Below are 16,785 nucleotides of genomic sequence, written 5' to 3' on the forward strand. Positions count from 1 at the left end.
CCGGTAAAACCCTGGGAGTTACGGTCGGCGCTGCCTGCTTTTCAACGCCGCTGCTCAGCTATCGTGCCAATGAATGCCTCAACCGTGGGCAAGATATTCTTGACGATGATGTCGACGCCGGCCGCGGTCGGATGAATGCCGTCGGCCTGGTTGAGCTTGGCATCGGCCGCGACACCGTCGAGAAAAAACGGATAGAGCGGCAGGCCGAATTTTTTCGCCAGATCCGGATAAATCGAATTGAAGCGCGCGGCATAGTCCGCGCCGTAATTCGGCGGCGCCAGCATGCCGCACAGCATCACCGCGATCTTGCGCGCCTGGAGGCGCTGGACGATCTCGCTCAGCGCGGCGCGCGTCAAATCGGGATCGATGCCGCGCAGCGCATCGTTGGCGCCGAGCTCGATGATCACGCCGTCGGTTCCGTCGGGGACCGACCAGTCGAGCCGGTCACGGCCACCCGAGGAGGTGTCGCCGGAGACCCCGGCATTGGTCATGCCGACCTCTATGCCTTTGTCTTGCAAGGCTTTTTGAAGCTTGGTGGGGAACGCGTGCTGGGCCGGGAGGCCGAGGCCGGCGCTCAGGGAATCGCCGAGAACCACCAGCTTGATCGGCTTCGCCGCCTCGGCCCATGCCGGATTTGCGACCGTCATCAAAGCGAACATCAACACGGCTATGTGCATGAACAATCCGTAACGCCTCTCGACCGCGCGTGCGGAGTTGCCATATGACCGGACCATGGATACTCGCATCTCTTCCTCTTCGCTCGCCGACAGCTCGGCGGACACCATCGCCATCTCCAACGTCAATCTGTCATTGGGCACGGGCGCGGCACGCGTTCACATTCTCAAGGATATCAGCTTGCGCGTGGGCCGGAGCGAGACGATCGGCCTGATCGGCCCGTCAGGCTCGGGCAAATCCACGCTGCTGATGGTGATGGCGGGGCTGGAGCGTCCTGATAGCGGAGAGGTGGTGGTCAGCGGCACGCCTTTCAATGCCCTCGACGAGGACGCGCTGGCCCGCTTCCGCGGCCGCCAGGTCGGCATCGTTTTCCAGTCCTTCCATCTGATCCCGACCATGACGGCGCTGGAGAACGTCGCGGTGCCGCTCGAGCTCGCCGGCAATCCCGACGCCGCAAAGCGCGCGGCGCAGGAGCTGCAATCAGTCGGGCTCGGCGACCGTCTGCATCATTATCCGACGCAGCTCTCCGGCGGCGAGCAGCAGCGCGTCGCGCTGGCCCGCGCGCTGGCACCCGACCCCGCGATCCTCGTTGCCGACGAGCCCACCGGCAATCTCGACGAAGCCACGGGACAACAGATCGTCGACCTCCTGTTCAGCAAGCATGCCGAGCGCGGCATGACACTGGTGCTGGTCACGCATGATTCCTCGCTCGCGCATCGCTGCGATCGCGTGATCCGCCTGCGCTCCGGGCGCATCGACACACAGTCGGCGCCGGCATGAGCGCTGCTGCCGAACCGTTCGCGAAGCCCAACGGCGTCGCGCTGTCGTTGCGCTACGCGCTGCGCGAATTACGCGGCGGCCTGCGCGGCTTCTACGTCTTCATTGCCTGCATCGCGCTCGGCGTGATGGCGATCGCCGGCGTCGGCTCGGTCTCGGCCAGCCTGAGCGACGGCCTCGCCCGCGAGGGCCGTACGCTGCTCGGCGGCGACGTGTCGTTCGTCTTGTTTCAGCGCGAGGCGAAGCCGGAGGAAGTCGCCTTCCTGCGTTCGCGCGGCACCGTCTCGAGCGCCGCCACACTGCGCGGCATGGCGCGCTCGGCCGAGGGCAAGCTGGCGCTGGTCGAGATGAAGGCGGTCGACGACACCTATCCGATGCTCGGCCAGTTGACGCTGGCGCCACCGCTGCCGATGTCCGACCTGCTCGCGGAGCGCGACGGCGCGTTCGGAGCGGCCGCCGATCCGACACTGCTGGCGCGGCTGTCGCTCAAGACCGGCGATCGCGTCACCGTCGGGGCTGCCACGTTCCAGATCCGCAGCGCCGTCGAAACCGAGCCTGACAAGCTCGCCGGCGGCATCGGCTTCGGCCCGCGCTTCCTGATCAGCGAGGCGGGCCTTCGCGCCACCGGGCTGGTCCAGCCCGGCAGCCTGGTGCGCTGGGTCTATCGTGTGAAGCTGCCGGAGATCGCCAATAGCGAGCGCGCCACCGACGCCTTCATCGCGGACGCCCGCAACGCCGCGCCGCAGGCCGGCTGGGAGGTCCGCAGCCGCTCCAATGCCTCGCCGCAGCTCGAGCGCAACATCAACCGCTTCACGCAGTTCCTGACGCTGGTCGGCCTCGCCGCGCTGCTGGTCGGCGGCGTCGGTGTCGCCAATGCCGTCAAGGCCCATATCGACCACAAGCTCGAGGTGATCGCGGCCTTCAAGGCCGTCGGCGCCACGGGGCGCGACGTGTTCGGCATCTATCTCGCCCAGGTTCTGCTGCTCGCAGCGATCGGCTCGGCGATCGGCCTCGCGCTCGGCGCCGCGATGCCCTTCGCGATCGTCGGCCTGTTCGGCAAGCTGCTGCCGCTGCCGGTGGTGCCGGCGGTGCATGCCGACGAGCTCGCGCTGTCGTTCGTCTATGGGCTGCTCACGGCGCTTGCCTTCGGCCTGTGGCCGCTCGGGCGGGTGCACGACGTGCCGGTGGCCGCCCTGTTCCGCGACACCATCAGCTCCGAATGGCATCGGCCACGCTGGAGTTATCTCGTCTTCATGGCCGTCGTGATCGCGCTGCTCATCGCGGTCGTGATCGGGCTGTCCTTCGACAAGCGCATCGCCGCGGTGTTCGTGGCCTCCTCCGTGGTCGTGTTCGCGCTGCTGCGCGGCATTGCCGCGCTGTTGATGACGATCGCGCGGCGGCTGCCGCGCACGCGCTGGCCGATGCTGCGACTTGCGATCGGCAACATCCACCGGCCGGGCGCGCTGACGCCCTCCGTCGTGCTGTCGCTGGGCCTCGGGCTCGCCGTGCTCGTCACCATCACCCAGATCGACGGCAATCTGCGCCGGCAGTTCCTGGCGGCACTGCCCGAGCACGCGCCATCGTTCTTCTTCATCGACATTCCGAGCACGCAGGCCGAGCAGTTCGACTCATATCTGCGCCAGATCGCCCCTGGCGCGAAGGTCGATGACGTGCCGATGCTGCGCGGGCGCATAGTCGGAGCCCGCGGCGTCCGCGCCGAGGAGCTCAAGCCCAGCACCGATTCCGAGTGGGTGCTGCAGAGCGACCGTGGCCTGACTTATACCGCCGAGCTGCCGAAAGGCTCCAAGGTGGTCGAGGGCGAGTGGTGGAGCGCCGATTATTCCGGGCCGCCGCTGGTCTCGATGGAGAAGAAGATCGCGGACGGACTCGGCCTCAAGCTCGGCGACGAGGTCGTGGTCAATATCCTCGGCCGCGACATCCCCGCGAAGATCAGCAATCTGCGCACGATCGACTGGCAGGGCCTCGGCATCAATTTCGTCCTCGTGTTTTCGCCGAACGCATTCAAGGGTGCCCCGCACACCCACATCGCGACGCTGACGGAAGCCGGCGGCGATGCGGCCGGCGACGGCAAGATCATCAAGGATGTCGCTGACGCCTATCCGATGGTGACGAGCGTGCGCGTGCGCGAGGTGATGGAGACGGTCGGCTCGGTCGTGACCAACCTGGCGCTGGCAATCCGCGGCGCCAGCGCGGTGACCCTGATCTCGGCGATCCTGGTTTTGGGCGGCGCGCTCGCCGCCGGCCATCGCCACCGGGTCTACGATGCGGTGATCCTCAAGACCCTGGGCGCGACCCGGCTGCGGCTGCTCGGCGCCTATGCCCTCGAATACCTCCTGATCGGACTTGCCACCGCAATGTTCGGCGTTTTCGCCGGCAGCGTCGCGGCTTGGATGATCGTGACCCGGCTGATGACCCTCACCTTCGTCTGGCAGGGCGGCAGCGCCGCCGGCGTGGTCGCGGCTGCCTTGGTCGTCACGGTCGGCCTGGGTCTCGCCGGCACGCTGCTGGCGTTGAACAAAAAGCCTGCCACGGTGTTGCGGAATTTGTGACAAATGGTAGCGGGCGGGTGCGCGGGAGCGAAATCGCACGATTCCAGCGATTAACCACGTCCGCTCGCCAGGATTGCAGGGAAGGGCGACATTCAGCCGCGCGTGGACGGTTGCAGCGGATGTGTTAGTTTCCCACATATCGAATGGGTTCGGAGCCCCGATTGTTAGCCAAAATTTAGTCGGCAGACATCGGTATCCGAGATAGAATTTGACGAACCGGCGGCATGGCGACCCTCATGCCGGACCGGACCAACCAACGGGAATTCGACCATGTCGGACCTAGACCGCAATTACGCTTCTCCTTTCGGCAGGGCCGCCGGGCGTGTTGACGCCGCGACGGTCGATGCCGGCCTGCGCGCCTACATGCTGCGCATCTACAACTACATGAGCATCGGCCTGGCCATCACAGGCCTTGCCGCGCTCGGCGTCTACATGGCCGCCGTGACGGATGTTCCGACCCCGGAAGCCGTCCGCGTCGGCAAGCTGTTCCTGACGCCGTTCGGCTACGCGATGTTCGTCAGCCCGCTGAAGTGGCTGTTCATGCTCGCGCCGCTCGCGATGGTGTTCGTGATCTCGGCGGGCATCAACCGTCTCGCTCCCTCGACCGCCCAGATCCTGTTCTGGGTGTTCGCGGCGCTGATGGGCGTCTCGCTGTCCTCGATCTTCCTGGTGTTCACGCACACCTCGATCGTGCGGGTGTTCTTCATCACCGCGGCGACCTTCGGCGCGCTCAGCCTCTACGGCTACACCACCAAGCGTGACATGAGCGGAATGGGTTCGTTCCTGTTCATGGGCCTGATCGGCATCGTCATCGCGAGCCTGGTGAACCTGTTCCTGGCGAGCTCGGTGCTGCAGTTCGTCGTGTCGGTGGTCGGCGTGCTGGTGTTCGCGGGCCTCACCGCCTGGGATACCCAGCGGCTGAAGAACGACTACATCTACGGCTACGCCTCGGCCGGCGGTGACATCGCAGAGCGTGCGGCCATCACCGGCGCGCTGTCGCTGTACCTGAACTTCATCAACCTGTTCACGCTGCTCCTGCAGCTCCTCGGCCAGCGCGACTAAGCGCCAGCCATAGCGACGACACCAGCCCCGGCCGAAAGGCCGGGGTTTTTGTTTGGGCTGGCCTCTCCACACCCAGCGTCATTGCGAGCGCAGCGAAGCAATCCAGAGTCCCTCCGCCGGTGCATTTCTGGATTGCTTCGTCGCAAGGGCTCCTCGCAATGACGGAGTATGAGGAAGCACCGTTGCCTCTTCCAGTCGTCCCGGGAAGGCTCTAATCTTGCCCCATGTCCGCACCCGAAATCAGGCCCACCACTGAGGCCGACCTTCCCGCCATCACCGCCATCTACCAGCAGGCTGTCCGCGAGGGCACCGCGACGTTCGAGCTGGAGCCGCCCGACCTCGCCGAGATGACGCGCCGCTACCGAACGCTGATCGACGGCGGCTATCCCTATTTCGTCGCCATCCTCGACGGGCGCGTCGCCGGCTACGCCTATGCCGGCGCCTACCGGCCGCGACCGGCCTACCGCTTCACGGTCGAGAACTCGATCTATCTCGATCCAGCATTCCACCGCCGCGGCCTCGGAGCGCTCCTGCTGGAGCGGCTGATCGTTGAATGCGAGGCGCGCGGCTTCCGCCAGATGATCGCCGTGATCGGCGATTCCGCCAATGCCGGCTCGATCGGCGTGCACACCAAAGGCGGCTTCAAGATGATCGGCACGCATCCCAGCGTCGGGCTGAAATTCGGCCGCTGGCTGGACACGGTGATGATGCAGCGGGATCTTGGTGAGGGCGCGAAGAGCGTGCCGGCAAAATAGGTCTCGTAGGGTGGGCAAAGCGAAGCGTGCCCACCATAGCCAACGCGTTTGACGAAAGATGGTGGGCACGGCGCGATGCGCCTTTGCCCACCCTACAGCACCGAGCGCGCCGCTACACCACCGCCAGCTTGCGATCGATCACCAGGAGCACGCGCTCGAGCTCGTGGCCGCGGCGCAGGATCAGACCCGTCGCCGAGATCACGCTGTACATGCCCTGCTTGCGCGCGAGACGCGGATCCTTCTCGATACGATAGATCGGCACTTCCGACGCGCGGCGAAAGACCGAGAACACGGCGCGATCCCTGAGGAAGTCGATGGCGTAGTCGCGCCACTCGCCGTCGGCGACCATCCGGCCGTAGAGATTGAGAATACGGTGCAGCTCGAGCCGGTTGAACGTCACGCGGCTCAGTTGCGCATTCGAAGCGGCGGGGCGCGCCGCCCCGCGCTGTTCGCTCGGATCGGCATCCTCCGACAGACTCATAGGCCGCCTCCTGTCGCATCAGCATGACCGCGTCCGCGAAGACCGTCCCCGGAACCGCGGATCATGACAGTTGCATGATCGCGCCAACTGTTCCCCACCGCAAGGGGCCCTGTAAGGACTCGAATCGGAGCAGATCCGCCCACACGCAGCGGTGGAACTCTGTCGCGGCAAACCGTCACGGGATCGTTAGCAGGAATCATAGTGTCGCCGCTTTTCCGCCAAGCGACTGCCGCCCTGCATTGCGAAAAGACCTATGTGCGTTGACCCGGTCCTTTCGGTTCCGGATTCCTCAGCCCCCAGCCCCCCGGGGCCGTTAGGATCGGGTCTGTTCGCACGACAAGGAGGGCCAACGCGAGTTGGTCCTTTTTTGTTTGGGGTCGGTTTTGTTTGTGTCGGGATGTTTCCGCTTCGACGGACTTTTTCCTCATCAGCGAGAACACTCCCTCCCCTCATCCTGAGGAGCCGCGAAGCGGCGTCTCGAAGGATCGAGGCCGAGCTGCCTCAGCAAGGCCTGCATGGTTCTCGCGGCGATGCGCAGCATCGTCCGCCACGCGCGCAAGAGCGCGCTCCTCACATGAGGATTGAGAGTGTGCTTGAATCGGAAGATTCGAAGTGTGCGCGTTAGTGCAGCGACGTATACGCCGCGCCCAGCATCGGGCCCGGCTTTTCCCGGCTGCCGTCCTGGACATAGACCACAGCACCGTCGACGCCGTCGCGCGTGAGGTTCTCGATCGGCACCGTCCAGCTTTCCGGACGGCCGGTCCAGTCGCCGACCTTCAGCAGATTGCGCACCACGTTGTGATAGATCACCTGCTGTCCGCGATTTTCACCGCGGCTGATCGCGATCGGCACCGACTTCGCAATCGAGCAGATCCAGACCTCGCCGTGGGACGCCGTCGGCTCGTTGCTCGCGGCCACCGAGACGTTGATCTGCTTGCCCGCGAGCGACATCGTCACCGGCACGCTCATCACGCCCGTGCCCTTGTCGGTTTTGCCGATCGCGCTTTCGATGCCGGTGCGGTCGCTGCCGACGACATGCGTGGAGCCGTTGACCACGACCTGCGGCGTGTAGACTTCGCGGTCGCCGCGCATGCGCGAGTAGGCACGCTGCCGTGCAGAGAAGCGCGAATCGGCCAATGTGTCCTTCCAGCCGAGATAGTCCCAATAGTCGATCGGCATGCTCAGCGCGATGATCGAGGGATCGCGGGCGAGGTCGCCGATGATCTTGTCGGCCGGCGGGCAGGAGGAGCAGCCCTGCGAGGTAAACAATTCGACAACGGCGCGGGGGTCAGCCTCGGCAGGACGAATGACGGCGACGATCGCACAGAGACCAAGAGCACCCGACCAGAGGGCGCCGGACCACCTCGAGATCACGTTGCGTGAAACCAGATGAGAAGCCGTCATTGTTGTCATGTCGAACGCCGCACACCATTGCTCGTGAGAGGGAAATCTTACCGCCGGATGGTCACCGTAGTCTTACGGGCCTCGCACTTTCGTCCGCCAAAGTAACCGTCCAAAGCGTGAGGTTCTCCGCCGGGCGGGCCCATCTGAAGCCTGCCGCAAACGCGTGAAGGCGGCCTTGTGATAGGCCGCCTTCGTGTAACCTACTACTCACTTCGCAGTGAGCCACCGTTCACAAATCCGCGCTTACGCCGCGAGCTTGCGCAGCACGTAGTGCAGGATGCCGCCGTTGCGGTAGTATTCGAGCTCGTCCAGCGTATCGATGCGGCAGAGCAGCGAAACGCGCTGCAGCGAACCGTCGCCGGAGACGATCTCGGCGGTCAGCTTCTGGCGCGGCTTCAGATCGCCGATGAGACCACGCAGGGTGACCTTCTCGTCGCCCTTCAGGCCGAGCGAGGACCAGGAGGTGCCGTCCTCGAAGGTCAGCGGCAGCACGCCCATGCCGACCAAATTGGAGCGGTGGATGCGCTCGAAGCTCTGGCAGATCACGGCACGCACGCCGAGCAGACGCGTGCCCTTCGCGGCCCAGTCGCGCGAGGAGCCGTTGCCGTATTCGGCGCCGGCGAACACCACCAGCGGCACCTGCTCCTGCTGGTACTTCATCGCGGCGTCGTAGATCGACATCTGCTCGCCGTCGGGCCAGTGTTTTGTCAGACCGCCCTCAGGGATATTTCCATCCGCGCCCTTGAGCATAAAATTCTTGATGCGGATATTGGCGAAGGTGCCGCGCATCATGACTTCGTGGTTGCCGCGGCGCGTGCCGTACTGGTTGAAGTCGGCCGGACGCACCTGGTGCTCGCTGAGATATTTGCCGGCGGGCGAGGTGAGCTTGATCGAACCGGCCGGCGAGATGTGGTCGGTGGTGATCTTGTCGCCGAACATGGCGAGGATGCGGGCCTCGACGATGTCGGTGACCGGCTCCGGCTCCTTCTTCATGCCTTCGAAATAGGGCGGGTTCTGCACATAGGTCGAGCTCATGTTCCAGCGATAGGTTTCGCTCTCGACCGTCTTGATCTTGCGCCAATTGGTGTCGCCCTTGAACACATCGGCATACTTCTTCTTGAAGATCGCCGCGGTCACGAACTTCTTCATGAAGGCGTTGATCTCCTTCGTCGTCGGCCAGATGTCCTTCAGGTAGACCGGCTTGCCGTCCTTGCCTTCACCGAGCGGCTCGACAGCGAGGTTCTTGGTGACGGTGCCCGCGAGCGCGTGAGCGACCACGAGCGGCGGTGAGGCCAGATAGTTCGCCTGCACGTCCGGCGAGACGCGGCCTTCGAAGTTGCGGTTACCGGAGAGCACCGCAGCCGCGACGATGCCGTTGTCGTTGATCGACTTCGAAATCTCCTCCGGCAGCGGACCGGAATTACCGATGCAGGTGGTGCAGCCGAAGCCGACCAGGTTGAAGCCAACCTTGTCGAGATCGGCCTGGAGGCCGGAATCGGCGAGATAGGCGGCCACGACCTGGCTGCCCGGGGCGAGCGAGGTCTTCACCCACGGCTTGGCCTTGAGGCCCTTCGCGGCGGCGTTGCGCGCCAGCAGACCGGCGCCGATCAGCACGCTCGGGTTCGAGGTGTTGGTGCAGGAGGTGATCGCGGCGATCACGACGTCGCCATGGCCAATGTCGAACTTCTTGCCGTCAACGGAGAAGCGCTTCTCCGGCTCCTCGGCCTTCTTGTATTCGCTGGCGAGCGCGAGCGAGAAGCCCTCGGCCACGGACGGCAGCGCAATGCGGCCTTCGGGGCGCTTCGGGCCGGCCATCGAGGGCACGACGTCGCCGAGGTCGAGCGTCAGCGTCTCCGTGAACACCGGATCGGGCGACTTGGCGGTGCGGAACAGTCCTTGCGCCTTCGCATAGGCCTGCACCAGCGCGACGCGCGCCGAGGCGCGGCCGGAGGTCTTGAGATAATCGAGCGCGGCGGCATCGACCGGGAAGAAGCCGCAGGTCGCGCCATATTCGGGCGCCATGTTGGCGATCGTCGCCTTGTCGGCGACCGAGAGATGGTCGAGGCCGGGGCCGAAGAACTCGACGAACTTGCCGACGACGCCAAGCTTGCGCAGCATCTGCGTCACGGTCAGCACGAGGTCGGTCGCGGTGACGCCTTCCTTCATCGCGCCCTTCAGCTTGAAGCCGACGACGTTGGGCAGCAGCATCGACAGCGGCTGGCCGAGCATGCAGGCTTCCGCCTCAATGCCGCCGACGCCCCAGCCGAGCACGGCAAGACCGTTGACCATGGTGGTGTGGGAATCGGTGCCGACCAGCGAGTCGGGATAGGCGACCTCGAAGGTGCCGGTCTTCTTGCCGACCGTCATCTTCTCCTTCTTGGTCCAGACCGTCTGGGAGAGATATTCGAGATTGACCTGATGGCAGATGCCGGTGCCGGGCGGCACGACGGAGAAATTCGAGAACGCCTTCTGGCCCCATTTCAGGAACTCGTAGCGCTCCTGGTTCTGCTTGTATTCCTCGGTGACGTTCTTGCCGAAGGCCTTGTTGTCACCGAAGAAGTTCACGATCACGGAGTGGTCGATGACGAGGTCGACCGGCACCAGCGGATTGATCTTCTCGGCATCGCCGCCGAGCTTCTGCATCGCGTTGCGCATCGCGGCGAGATCGACCACGGCGGGCACGCCGGTGAAATCCTGCATCAGCACGCGCGCCGGGCGGAAGGCGATCTCATGCTCCAGCGACTTCTTGCGCAGCCATTTCGACACCGCGACGATATCTGCCTTCTTGACCGAGCGGCCGTCCTCGTTGCGGAGCAGGTTCTCGAGCAGGACCTTCATCGAGTAGGGGAGTTTCGAAATTCCCTTCAGACCATTCTTCTCGGCCGTGGGCAGGCTGTAATAGACATAGGTCTTGGCGCCGACCTTGAGGGTCTTTTTGCATTTGAAGCTGTCGAGCGAGGTCATGTAGGAAATCCCAATTGTCAGTTATACCCGGCAGGGTATTTTAACACCGTCAGCGTAGGCAGGCTGAGTCGCTTGCAGGGGCAGGTTGAGTTGCTGCATCAAGTAGTTCCGGGCTTATAGAAGCTTTCTAACCGCGCCGCCACAGCCACAAACGTGCCGCGGCAATCCGCGAGCCAAAAATTCCCATACGCTACCCCAAGTTTTCCTGAGGCCTGACGTTGAGCGGGCTGGTACGAGGCGAGATGCAGCTTTCCGGACATGGGGTCACATGCGTGCGGGGCGGCCGCGAGGTGTTTGCCGGGCTCGATTTCGGGGCCGGCTCCGGCGAAGCCGTGGCGGTCGTCGGCCGCAACGGATCGGGCAAGACCTCGCTGCTGCGGCTGATCGCGGGCCTGCTCATTCCGGCGGGCGGCACGATCGCGCTGGACGGAGGCGATTCCGAGCTGACATTGCCGGAACAATGCCACTATCTCGGCCATCGCGACGCCCTGAAGCCGGCCCTGAGCGTGGCGGAGAATCTGACATTCTGGGCCGATTTCCTGGGCGGCGAGCGTTTCGATGCCGGCGACAGCCTCGCCACCGTCGGGCTTGACCATGCTGCCGATCTGCCCGCCGCCTTCCTGTCCGCCGGCCAGCGCCGCCGGCTCTCGCTGGCCCGCCTGCTGACCGTCCGCCGGCCGGTCTGGCTATTGGACGAGCCGACCACGGCGCTGGATGTCGCGGGACAGGACATGTTCTCCGGATTGATGCGCGAGCACCTCAGCCGCGACGGCCTGATCGTGGCCGCCACCCACGCCCCCCTCGGGATCGATTCGCGGGAGCTGCGGATCGGGGGGATGGCATGATTCCCGTGGACCCTCAGTTTTCCAAGCGGCCGAACTCCGATCTCTCCGTTCCCTCCCCCCTTGTGGGGGAGGGTCAGGGAGGGGGGTGCCACGGGCGACACTCTTTCGGTTCAAGCACTGAAAAAGCGGGCTATCGGTTGCTGCTCGCCGACGAACGATCGGCATCTCTCCCGGGGCTACCCCCCTCCCCCGCCCTCCCCCACAAGGGGGGAGGGAGCGCACTGGGCCCGCGGCTCGAAGCCGTTAGACGCAGCCGCTCCCCACGAAGAGTCACGCCATGACCGCCCTGTCTGCCCTCATTCGCCGGGACATCCGGATCGCGCTCCGCGTCGGCGGCGGGGCGTTGATTGGCGTGCTGTTCTTCCTGACCGTGGTGGTGCTGATGCCGTTTGCGGTGGGGCCGGATCTGGCGCTGCTGTCGCGGCTCGGGCCGGCGATCCTGTGGCTGGGGGCGCTGCTGGCGAGCCTGCTGACCCTGGACCGGCTGTTCATGGCCGACCACGAGGACGGTTCGCTCGACCTGATCACGATGAGCCGGACCCCGCTGGAACTCGCCTGCGCGGCGAAGGCGCTGGCGCATTGGCTGGCCGCCGGCCTGCCGCTGATCGTCGCAACCCCCGTGCTCGGCCTGCTGCTCAACCTCGACATGGTCGCAACCGGCGCGGTGGCGCTGACGCTGCTCGCCGGCACCCCGGCACTGACGTTTACCGGGATGATCGGTGCGGCGCTGGCGGTGACGCTGCATCGGGGCGGCTTGCTGATGGCGGTCCTGGTGCTGCCGCTGTCGATACCGGTGCTGATCTTCGGGGTCGCGGCCTCGCAGGCGGCGATCGTCGGCCCCATGACGTTCGGCGCGCCGTTCTCGATCCTGTGCGCGCTGTCGCTGGTCAGCCTCGTGATTGGCCCCTTCGCGGCCGCGGCGAGCCTGAAGCATGGACTGGATTGAGATGGGCTGGACTGACTTTGACCCCGATCAACTTTCGCTGCGGACTTTCGTGCTGATTGCGTGAGCGCTTACCTGTGATTATCAGGATACCATGACGCTGATCGACCTCGCCAACCCCACACGGTTCCTCGCGCTGACCGCGCGGCTGCTGCCGTGGCTTGCGGCCGCGACAATCATCCTGCTCGCGATCGGGCTCTATCAGTCTGCCACCGCGCCCGATGACTATCAGCAGGGCGCGACGGTGAAGATCATGTTCATCCACGTGCCCAATGCCTGGCTGTCGATGTTCGTGTGGGGCGTGATGAGCATTGCCTCGCTGGGCACGCTGGTGTGGCGGCATCCGCTCGCCGACGTAGCCGCCAAAGCGGCAGCGCCCATCGGTGCCAGCTTCACCTTCCTCGCGCTGCTGACCGGATCGCTGTGGGGCCGGCCGATGTGGGGCACCTATTGGGAATGGGACGCGCGGCTGACCTCGGTCCTGATCCTGTTCCTGATGTATCTCGGCCTGATGGCGCTGTGGCGCGCGGTCGACGATCCCTCCCGCGCGGCGCGCGCCGCCGCCGTGCTGACGCTGGTCGGCGCGCTCAACCTGCCCATCATCAAGTTCTCGGTCGACTGGTGGAACACGCTGCACCAGCCGGCCTCGGTGATGCGGATGGGTGGCTCGTCGCTCGACAAATCGTTTCTGATTCCGCTGCTGGTGATGGCGGTCGCGTTCTCCCTGCTGTTCGTCACGCTGCATATCGCGGCTATGCGCAACGAAATTTTGCGCCGCCGTGTCCGCTCGCTGCAGATGATGCAGGCAAGCCGTGTGGCGTTTTCAGAAGTCGGCACCGGCTCGCGCGAAGGCAGCACGTCAAACGAAGTCGGGGCTGCATGATCATGTCGCTCGGTCCCTACGCGTCGTTCATCGTGACATCCTATGCCGCGGCCGCCCTTGTGGTCGTGATCCTGATCGGCTGGATCGTGCTCGATTATCGTAGCCAGACACAGCGCCTGCGCGAACTCGAGCGCAGCGGCGTGACCCGCCGCTCCGGCCGTAGCGCGACCGATCGGCCATGAGAGATCAAGTATGAGAGATCAATCATGAGCGAGCAATCGACGTCCGCTCCGCCACAGCGCCGCACCTTCCTGATGGTGCTGCCGCTGATCGCCTTCATCGGCCTGGCGCTGCTGTTCTGGTTCCGGCTCGGCAGCGGCGATCCCTCGCGGATCCCGTCCGCGCTGATCGGACGTCCCGCGCCGCAGACCATGCTGCCGCCGCTCGAGGGATTGCAGGCTGACAACGCGCAGATCCCCGGCCTCGATCCCGCTGCGTTCAAGGGCAAGGTCAGCCTCGTCAATGTCTGGGCGTCCTGGTGCGTGCCGTGCCACGACGAGGCGCCGCTGCTGACCGAATTGGCAAAAGACAAGCGCTTCCAGCTCGTCGGCATCAACTACAAGGATGCCGCCGACAATGCGCGGCGCTTCCTGGGGCGCTACGGCAATCCGTTCGGCCACGTCGGCGTCGATGCCAACGGCCGCGCCTCGATCGAATGGGGCGTCTATGGCGTGCCGGAGACCTTTGTCGTCGGTCGCGAAGGCACCATCGTCTACAAGCTGGTCGGGCCGATCACGCCGGACAATCTGCGGACGGTGTTGCTGCCGCAGATGGAGAAGGCGTTGAAGGCGGGGTCGTAGCGAAGACCGTCATTGCGAGCGGAGCAAAGGAGTCAGCCTCGCACACCGCTGTCATGCCCCGCGAAGGCGGGGCATCCAGTACGCCGCGGCCTCTCCGCATCTCACTGCCGTCTCTGGAATACTGGATCGCCCGCCTTCGCGGGCGATGACAGTTGAGTGTGTAGCGAGCTGAAAGAGCTCACCCCTTCCGCACGTCCCCCGCCTCGGCCTCGCTCGCTTCCAGCGACGCCGGCTCGAGGTGATAGCGCTTGGTCAGCGGCATCTGGGCGATGGCGAAGATCATGGTGATCGGCGTGACGCCGAACACCTTGAAGTTGACCCAGAAGTCGGTGCTCTGGGTGCGCCAGACGATCTCGTTCAACACCGCCATGCCGGCGAAGAACAGCGCCCAGCGCAGCGTCAGGATGCGCCAGCCCTGCGGCGTCAGATTGAACATCTGGTCGAACATCACGGCGATGAAGGAGCGGCCGAACAACAGGCCGCCGCCGAGGATCGCGGCAAACAAAGCGTAGATGATGGTCGGCTTGAGCTTGATGAAGGTCTCGTCATGCAGCACCAGCGTCAGCGTGCCGAATACCAGCACGATGACGCCTGTCACGATCGCCATGATCGGGATGTGGCGCGTCACCACATAGGAGGCGATCATCGCCGCAACGATCGCGACCATGAAGGCGCCGGTCGCGGCGAACAGATTGAACTTCGCATTGACGAAGAAGAACACGAGCAGCGGACCGAGCTCGGTGGCAAGCTTGAACAGCGGGTGCGGCTGGGTCTTGTCCATTCTTCAGCTTTCGATTCCGGCAATCGCGCGGGCGAAATCGCGCGCGGTGAACGGCGCGAGATCGTCGACGCCTTCGCCGACGCCGATGAAATGCACCGGCAGTTTGAATTTCTCCGCGAGCGCCACCAGAATGCCGCCGCGGGCGGTGCCGTCGAGCTTCGTCATCACGAGACCGGTCACCCCGGCGGTGCGATGGAAGGCCTCGACCTGCGATAGTGCGTTCTGGCCGACGGTGGCGTCCAGCACCAGCAGCACCGCATGCGGCGCAGTCGCGTCCACCTTGCGGATGACGCGCACGACCTTTTCGAGCTCGTTCATCAGCTCGGCCTTGTTCTGAAGGCGCCCGGCGGTGTCGATCAGGAGCACGTCGACGGCCTGCTCCTTCGCCGCCGTCAGCGCGTTGAAGGCGAGGCTCGCCGAATCCGAGCCCTGCGCACCCGATATGACGGGCGTCTTCGTGCGTTCGCCCCAGACCTTGAGCTGTTCGATCGCTGCGGCGCGAAACGTGTCGCCGGCGGCCAGCATCACCTTGCGGCCTTCGGATGCGAATTTTTGCGAGAGTTTCCCGATGGTGGTGGTCTTGCCGGAGCCGTTGACGCCGACCACGAGGATGACGAACGGCTTCTTGCCGGCGTCGATCTCGAGCGGCTTGGCCACCGCCGCCAGCACCTTCTCGACCTCGGTCGCGACGACGTCCTTGACCTCGTCCGCCGAGATCGCCTTGTCATAGCGCCCCGTGCCAACCGCATCCGCGATCCGCACCGCGACCGAGGTGCCGAGGTCGGCGCGCAGCAGCACGTCCTCGATGTCGTCGAGCATGGCGCGGTCGAGCTTGCGCTTGGTGACGAGGTCGGCGACCGCGGTCCCGAGCGAGGACGAGGTGCGCTTCAGCCCGTCGGACAGGCGGCGCCACCAGCTCAGCTTGGGGGTCTCGGGGGTGGTATCGTTCATGGTGGCGGTGTGTTAGCCGTTCCGGCTCGCAAACGAAAGTCTTGACCGAAAGTCTCGCCGATAACGAAAGTCTTGCAATTGCTCGATGTTCCCGAATTGACCGCCGACGAAATCTTAGGCCGCGTGCTCCATCGCGACGGATTGATGCTGGTCATCGACAAGCCGGCCGGCCTGCCGGTGCATCGCGGACCCAAGGGCGGCGCCAATCTGGAAACCTCCTTCGACGCGCTCCGTTTCGGCCTGCCGCGGCCGCCGGTGCTGGCCCACCGGCTGGACAAGGACACCTCCGGTTGCCTGGTGCTCGGCCGCCATCGCAAGGCGACGGCCTCGCTCGGCCTGCTGTTCAAGCATGGCAAGATCGGCAAGACCTACTGGACCATCGTCGAGGGCGGCCCCACCGAGGACGAAGGCACCATCGACATGCCGCTCGGACGGCTCAATGCCGAGCGCGGCTGGTGGCAGAAGCCCGATCCCGAGGGCCAGAAGGCCACCACCAACTGGAAGGTGATGGGCCGGGGCGACGGCCTGACCTGGCTCGCCATGGAACCGGTGACCGGACGGACCCATCAATTGCGGGTGCATTCGTCGGCGACCGGCTGGCCGATCTTCGGCGATAACATTTACGGCAACGGCCCGCGCTTCGGCGAGCCGAAGCTGCACCTGCATTCCCGCGAGATCGTGGTGCCGATCTCCCGCAACAAGGAGCCGGTTCGCGTGGTGGCGCCGGCCCCGCCCCACATGCACGAGCGGCTCCGCGCCTGCGGGTGGAACGGGGAGTAGCCCAACTGCTCGCTCCTCATGGTGAGGAGGCCGCGCAGCGCTCCCTATAGTTTACGAAACGTTCAGTGCTCGTCGCTAATGATAGCGGTTGCTTAGAACAAGCTTCCGTCAATC

Annotated in this window: 16 protein-coding genes; 10 read left to right on the forward strand and 6 right to left on the reverse strand. The window is 65.1% G+C overall.

Features of this window, described 5'->3' with window-relative positions; genetic code table 11:
• Positions 1-41: 41 nt before the first annotated feature.
• Complete coding sequence (locus AC0L3J_RS26535) at positions 42-677, reverse strand: arylesterase (protein ID WP_473348838.1); 636 nt, start codon at positions 675-677, stop codon at positions 42-44.
• 55 nt (positions 678-732) lie between these two features.
• On the opposite strand from AC0L3J_RS26535, the gene AC0L3J_RS26540 reads away from it, so the two are divergent.
• The 4 genes from AC0L3J_RS26540 to AC0L3J_RS26555 all read left to right on the forward strand — a co-directional run bounded on the left by AC0L3J_RS26540 (position 733) and on the right by AC0L3J_RS26555 (position 5,839).
• Positions 733-1,455 carry an ABC transporter ATP-binding protein gene (locus AC0L3J_RS26540; protein ID WP_007604314.1) on the forward strand — a complete coding sequence of 241 codons (723 nt, stop codon included), beginning with the start codon at positions 733-735 and terminating at the stop codon, positions 1,453-1,455.
• Entirely contained in the window at positions 1,452-4,022 is a 2,571-nt protein-coding gene (locus AC0L3J_RS26545) for an ABC transporter permease (protein ID WP_473348840.1), read from the forward strand. Before AC0L3J_RS26540 ends, AC0L3J_RS26545 begins: the two co-directional genes overlap by 4 nt.
• A gap of 270 nt (positions 4,023-4,292) precedes the next feature.
• Positions 4,293-5,084: a Bax inhibitor-1/YccA family protein gene (locus AC0L3J_RS26550; protein ID WP_007598855.1), complete on the forward strand. Its 792-nt coding sequence runs from the start codon at positions 4,293-4,295 to the stop codon at positions 5,082-5,084.
• A gap of 224 nt (positions 5,085-5,308) precedes the next feature.
• Positions 5,309-5,839 (forward strand): GNAT family N-acetyltransferase, encoded by a 531-nt coding sequence (locus tag AC0L3J_RS26555; RefSeq protein WP_473348841.1) that lies wholly within the window; start codon positions 5,309-5,311, stop codon positions 5,837-5,839.
• A 112-nt stretch (positions 5,840-5,951) separates the two neighbouring features.
• Here the strand turns inward: AC0L3J_RS26555 and AC0L3J_RS26560 are convergent, their stop codons facing one another.
• From AC0L3J_RS26560 to acnA, 3 genes are all read right to left on the reverse strand, one after another.
• Positions 5,952-6,320, reverse strand: a complete 369-nt coding sequence (locus AC0L3J_RS26560; protein ID WP_473348842.1) for a DUF2794 domain-containing protein — start codon at positions 6,318-6,320, stop codon at positions 5,952-5,954.
• Positions 6,321-6,941: 621 nt separating this feature from the next.
• The gene (locus tag AC0L3J_RS26565; protein ID WP_456766794.1) at positions 6,942-7,733 is read right to left on the reverse strand and encodes a DUF1223 domain-containing protein; all 792 of its coding nucleotides are present in this window, start codon (positions 7,731-7,733) and stop codon (positions 6,942-6,944) included.
• Between the two features lie 234 nt (positions 7,734-7,967).
• Entirely contained in the window at positions 7,968-10,688 is a 2,721-nt protein-coding gene (acnA, locus tag AC0L3J_RS26570; protein WP_473348843.1) for an aconitate hydratase AcnA, read from the reverse strand.
• A gap of 242 nt (positions 10,689-10,930) precedes the next feature.
• On the opposite strand from acnA, the gene ccmA reads away from it, so the two are divergent.
• The 5 genes from ccmA to AC0L3J_RS26595 all read left to right on the forward strand — a co-directional run bounded on the left by ccmA (position 10,931) and on the right by AC0L3J_RS26595 (position 14,159).
• The gene (ccmA, locus tag AC0L3J_RS26575; protein ID WP_473348910.1) at positions 10,931-11,533 is read left to right on the forward strand and encodes a heme ABC exporter ATP-binding protein CcmA; all 603 of its coding nucleotides are present in this window, start codon (positions 10,931-10,933) and stop codon (positions 11,531-11,533) included.
• Positions 11,534-11,810: 277 nt separating this feature from the next.
• Positions 11,811-12,479: a heme exporter protein CcmB gene (ccmB, locus tag AC0L3J_RS26580; protein ID WP_106945554.1), complete on the forward strand. Its 669-nt coding sequence runs from the start codon at positions 11,811-11,813 to the stop codon at positions 12,477-12,479.
• Positions 12,480-12,570: 91 nt separating this feature from the next.
• Positions 12,571-13,359, forward strand: a complete 789-nt coding sequence (locus AC0L3J_RS26585; protein WP_473348845.1) for a heme ABC transporter permease — start codon at positions 12,571-12,573, stop codon at positions 13,357-13,359.
• The gene (ccmD, locus tag AC0L3J_RS26590) at positions 13,356-13,541 is read left to right on the forward strand and encodes a heme exporter protein CcmD (RefSeq protein WP_106945552.1); all 186 of its coding nucleotides are present in this window, start codon (positions 13,356-13,358) and stop codon (positions 13,539-13,541) included. The genes AC0L3J_RS26585 and ccmD overlap by 4 nt, the downstream gene beginning before the upstream one ends.
• A 24-nt stretch (positions 13,542-13,565) precedes the next feature.
• Positions 13,566-14,159 (forward strand): DsbE family thiol:disulfide interchange protein, encoded by a 594-nt coding sequence (locus AC0L3J_RS26595; protein ID WP_473348846.1) that lies wholly within the window; start codon positions 13,566-13,568, stop codon positions 14,157-14,159.
• A gap of 178 nt (positions 14,160-14,337) precedes the next feature.
• Here AC0L3J_RS26595 and AC0L3J_RS26600 read toward each other — a convergent pair whose 3' ends face one another.
• Together AC0L3J_RS26600 and ftsY are read right to left on the reverse strand one after the other, a co-directional pair.
• On the reverse strand, positions 14,338-14,940 hold the full coding sequence (locus AC0L3J_RS26600) for a septation protein A (protein WP_007598838.1): 603 nt from the start codon (positions 14,938-14,940) through the stop codon (positions 14,338-14,340).
• Between the two features lie 3 nt (positions 14,941-14,943).
• Complete coding sequence (gene ftsY, locus AC0L3J_RS26605; RefSeq protein WP_473297037.1) at positions 14,944-15,891, reverse strand: signal recognition particle-docking protein FtsY; 948 nt, start codon at positions 15,889-15,891, stop codon at positions 14,944-14,946.
• Between the two features lie 78 nt (positions 15,892-15,969).
• On the opposite strand from ftsY, the gene AC0L3J_RS26610 reads away from it, so the two are divergent.
• The gene (locus AC0L3J_RS26610) at positions 15,970-16,671 is read left to right on the forward strand and encodes an RluA family pseudouridine synthase (protein WP_473348911.1); all 702 of its coding nucleotides are present in this window, start codon (positions 15,970-15,972) and stop codon (positions 16,669-16,671) included.
• The last annotated feature ends 114 nt before the right edge of the window (positions 16,672-16,785 follow it).

Source organism: Bradyrhizobium sp. Kon37, from assembly GCF_055807535.1.

What these genes read in the sequence shown, in the direction of transcription:
- AC0L3J_RS26535 (WP_473348838.1), bottom strand. Translation starts at nt 677, where the DNA reads ATGCACATAGCCGTGTTGATGTTCGCTTTGATGACGGTCGCAAATCCG.
- AC0L3J_RS26540 (WP_007604314.1), top strand. Translation starts at nt 733, where the DNA reads ATGGATACTCGCATCTCTTCCTCTTCGCTCGCCGACAGCTCGGCGGAC.
- AC0L3J_RS26545 (WP_473348840.1), top strand. Translation starts at nt 1,452, where the DNA reads ATGAGCGCTGCTGCCGAACCGTTCGCGAAGCCCAACGGCGTCGCGCTG.
- AC0L3J_RS26550 (WP_007598855.1), top strand. Translation starts at nt 4,293, where the DNA reads ATGTCGGACCTAGACCGCAATTACGCTTCTCCTTTCGGCAGGGCCGCC.
- AC0L3J_RS26555 (WP_473348841.1), top strand. Translation starts at nt 5,309, where the DNA reads ATGTCCGCACCCGAAATCAGGCCCACCACTGAGGCCGACCTTCCCGCC.
- AC0L3J_RS26560 (WP_473348842.1), bottom strand. Translation starts at nt 6,320, where the DNA reads ATGAGTCTGTCGGAGGATGCCGATCCGAGCGAACAGCGCGGGGCGGCG.
- AC0L3J_RS26565 (WP_456766794.1), bottom strand. Translation starts at nt 7,733, where the DNA reads ATGACAACAATGACGGCTTCTCATCTGGTTTCACGCAACGTGATCTCG.
- acnA (WP_473348843.1), bottom strand. Translation starts at nt 10,688, where the DNA reads ATGACCTCGCTCGACAGCTTCAAATGCAAAAAGACCCTCAAGGTCGGC.
- ccmA (WP_473348910.1), top strand. Translation starts at nt 10,931, where the DNA reads ATGCAGCTTTCCGGACATGGGGTCACATGCGTGCGGGGCGGCCGCGAG.
- ccmB (WP_106945554.1), top strand. Translation starts at nt 11,811, where the DNA reads ATGACCGCCCTGTCTGCCCTCATTCGCCGGGACATCCGGATCGCGCTC.
- AC0L3J_RS26585 (WP_473348845.1), top strand. Translation starts at nt 12,571, where the DNA reads ATGACGCTGATCGACCTCGCCAACCCCACACGGTTCCTCGCGCTGACC.
- ccmD (WP_106945552.1), top strand. Translation starts at nt 13,356, where the DNA reads ATGATCATGTCGCTCGGTCCCTACGCGTCGTTCATCGTGACATCCTAT.
- AC0L3J_RS26595 (WP_473348846.1), top strand. Translation starts at nt 13,566, where the DNA reads ATGAGCGAGCAATCGACGTCCGCTCCGCCACAGCGCCGCACCTTCCTG.
- AC0L3J_RS26600 (WP_007598838.1), bottom strand. Translation starts at nt 14,940, where the DNA reads ATGGACAAGACCCAGCCGCACCCGCTGTTCAAGCTTGCCACCGAGCTC.
- ftsY (WP_473297037.1), bottom strand. Translation starts at nt 15,891, where the DNA reads ATGAACGATACCACCCCCGAGACCCCCAAGCTGAGCTGGTGGCGCCGC.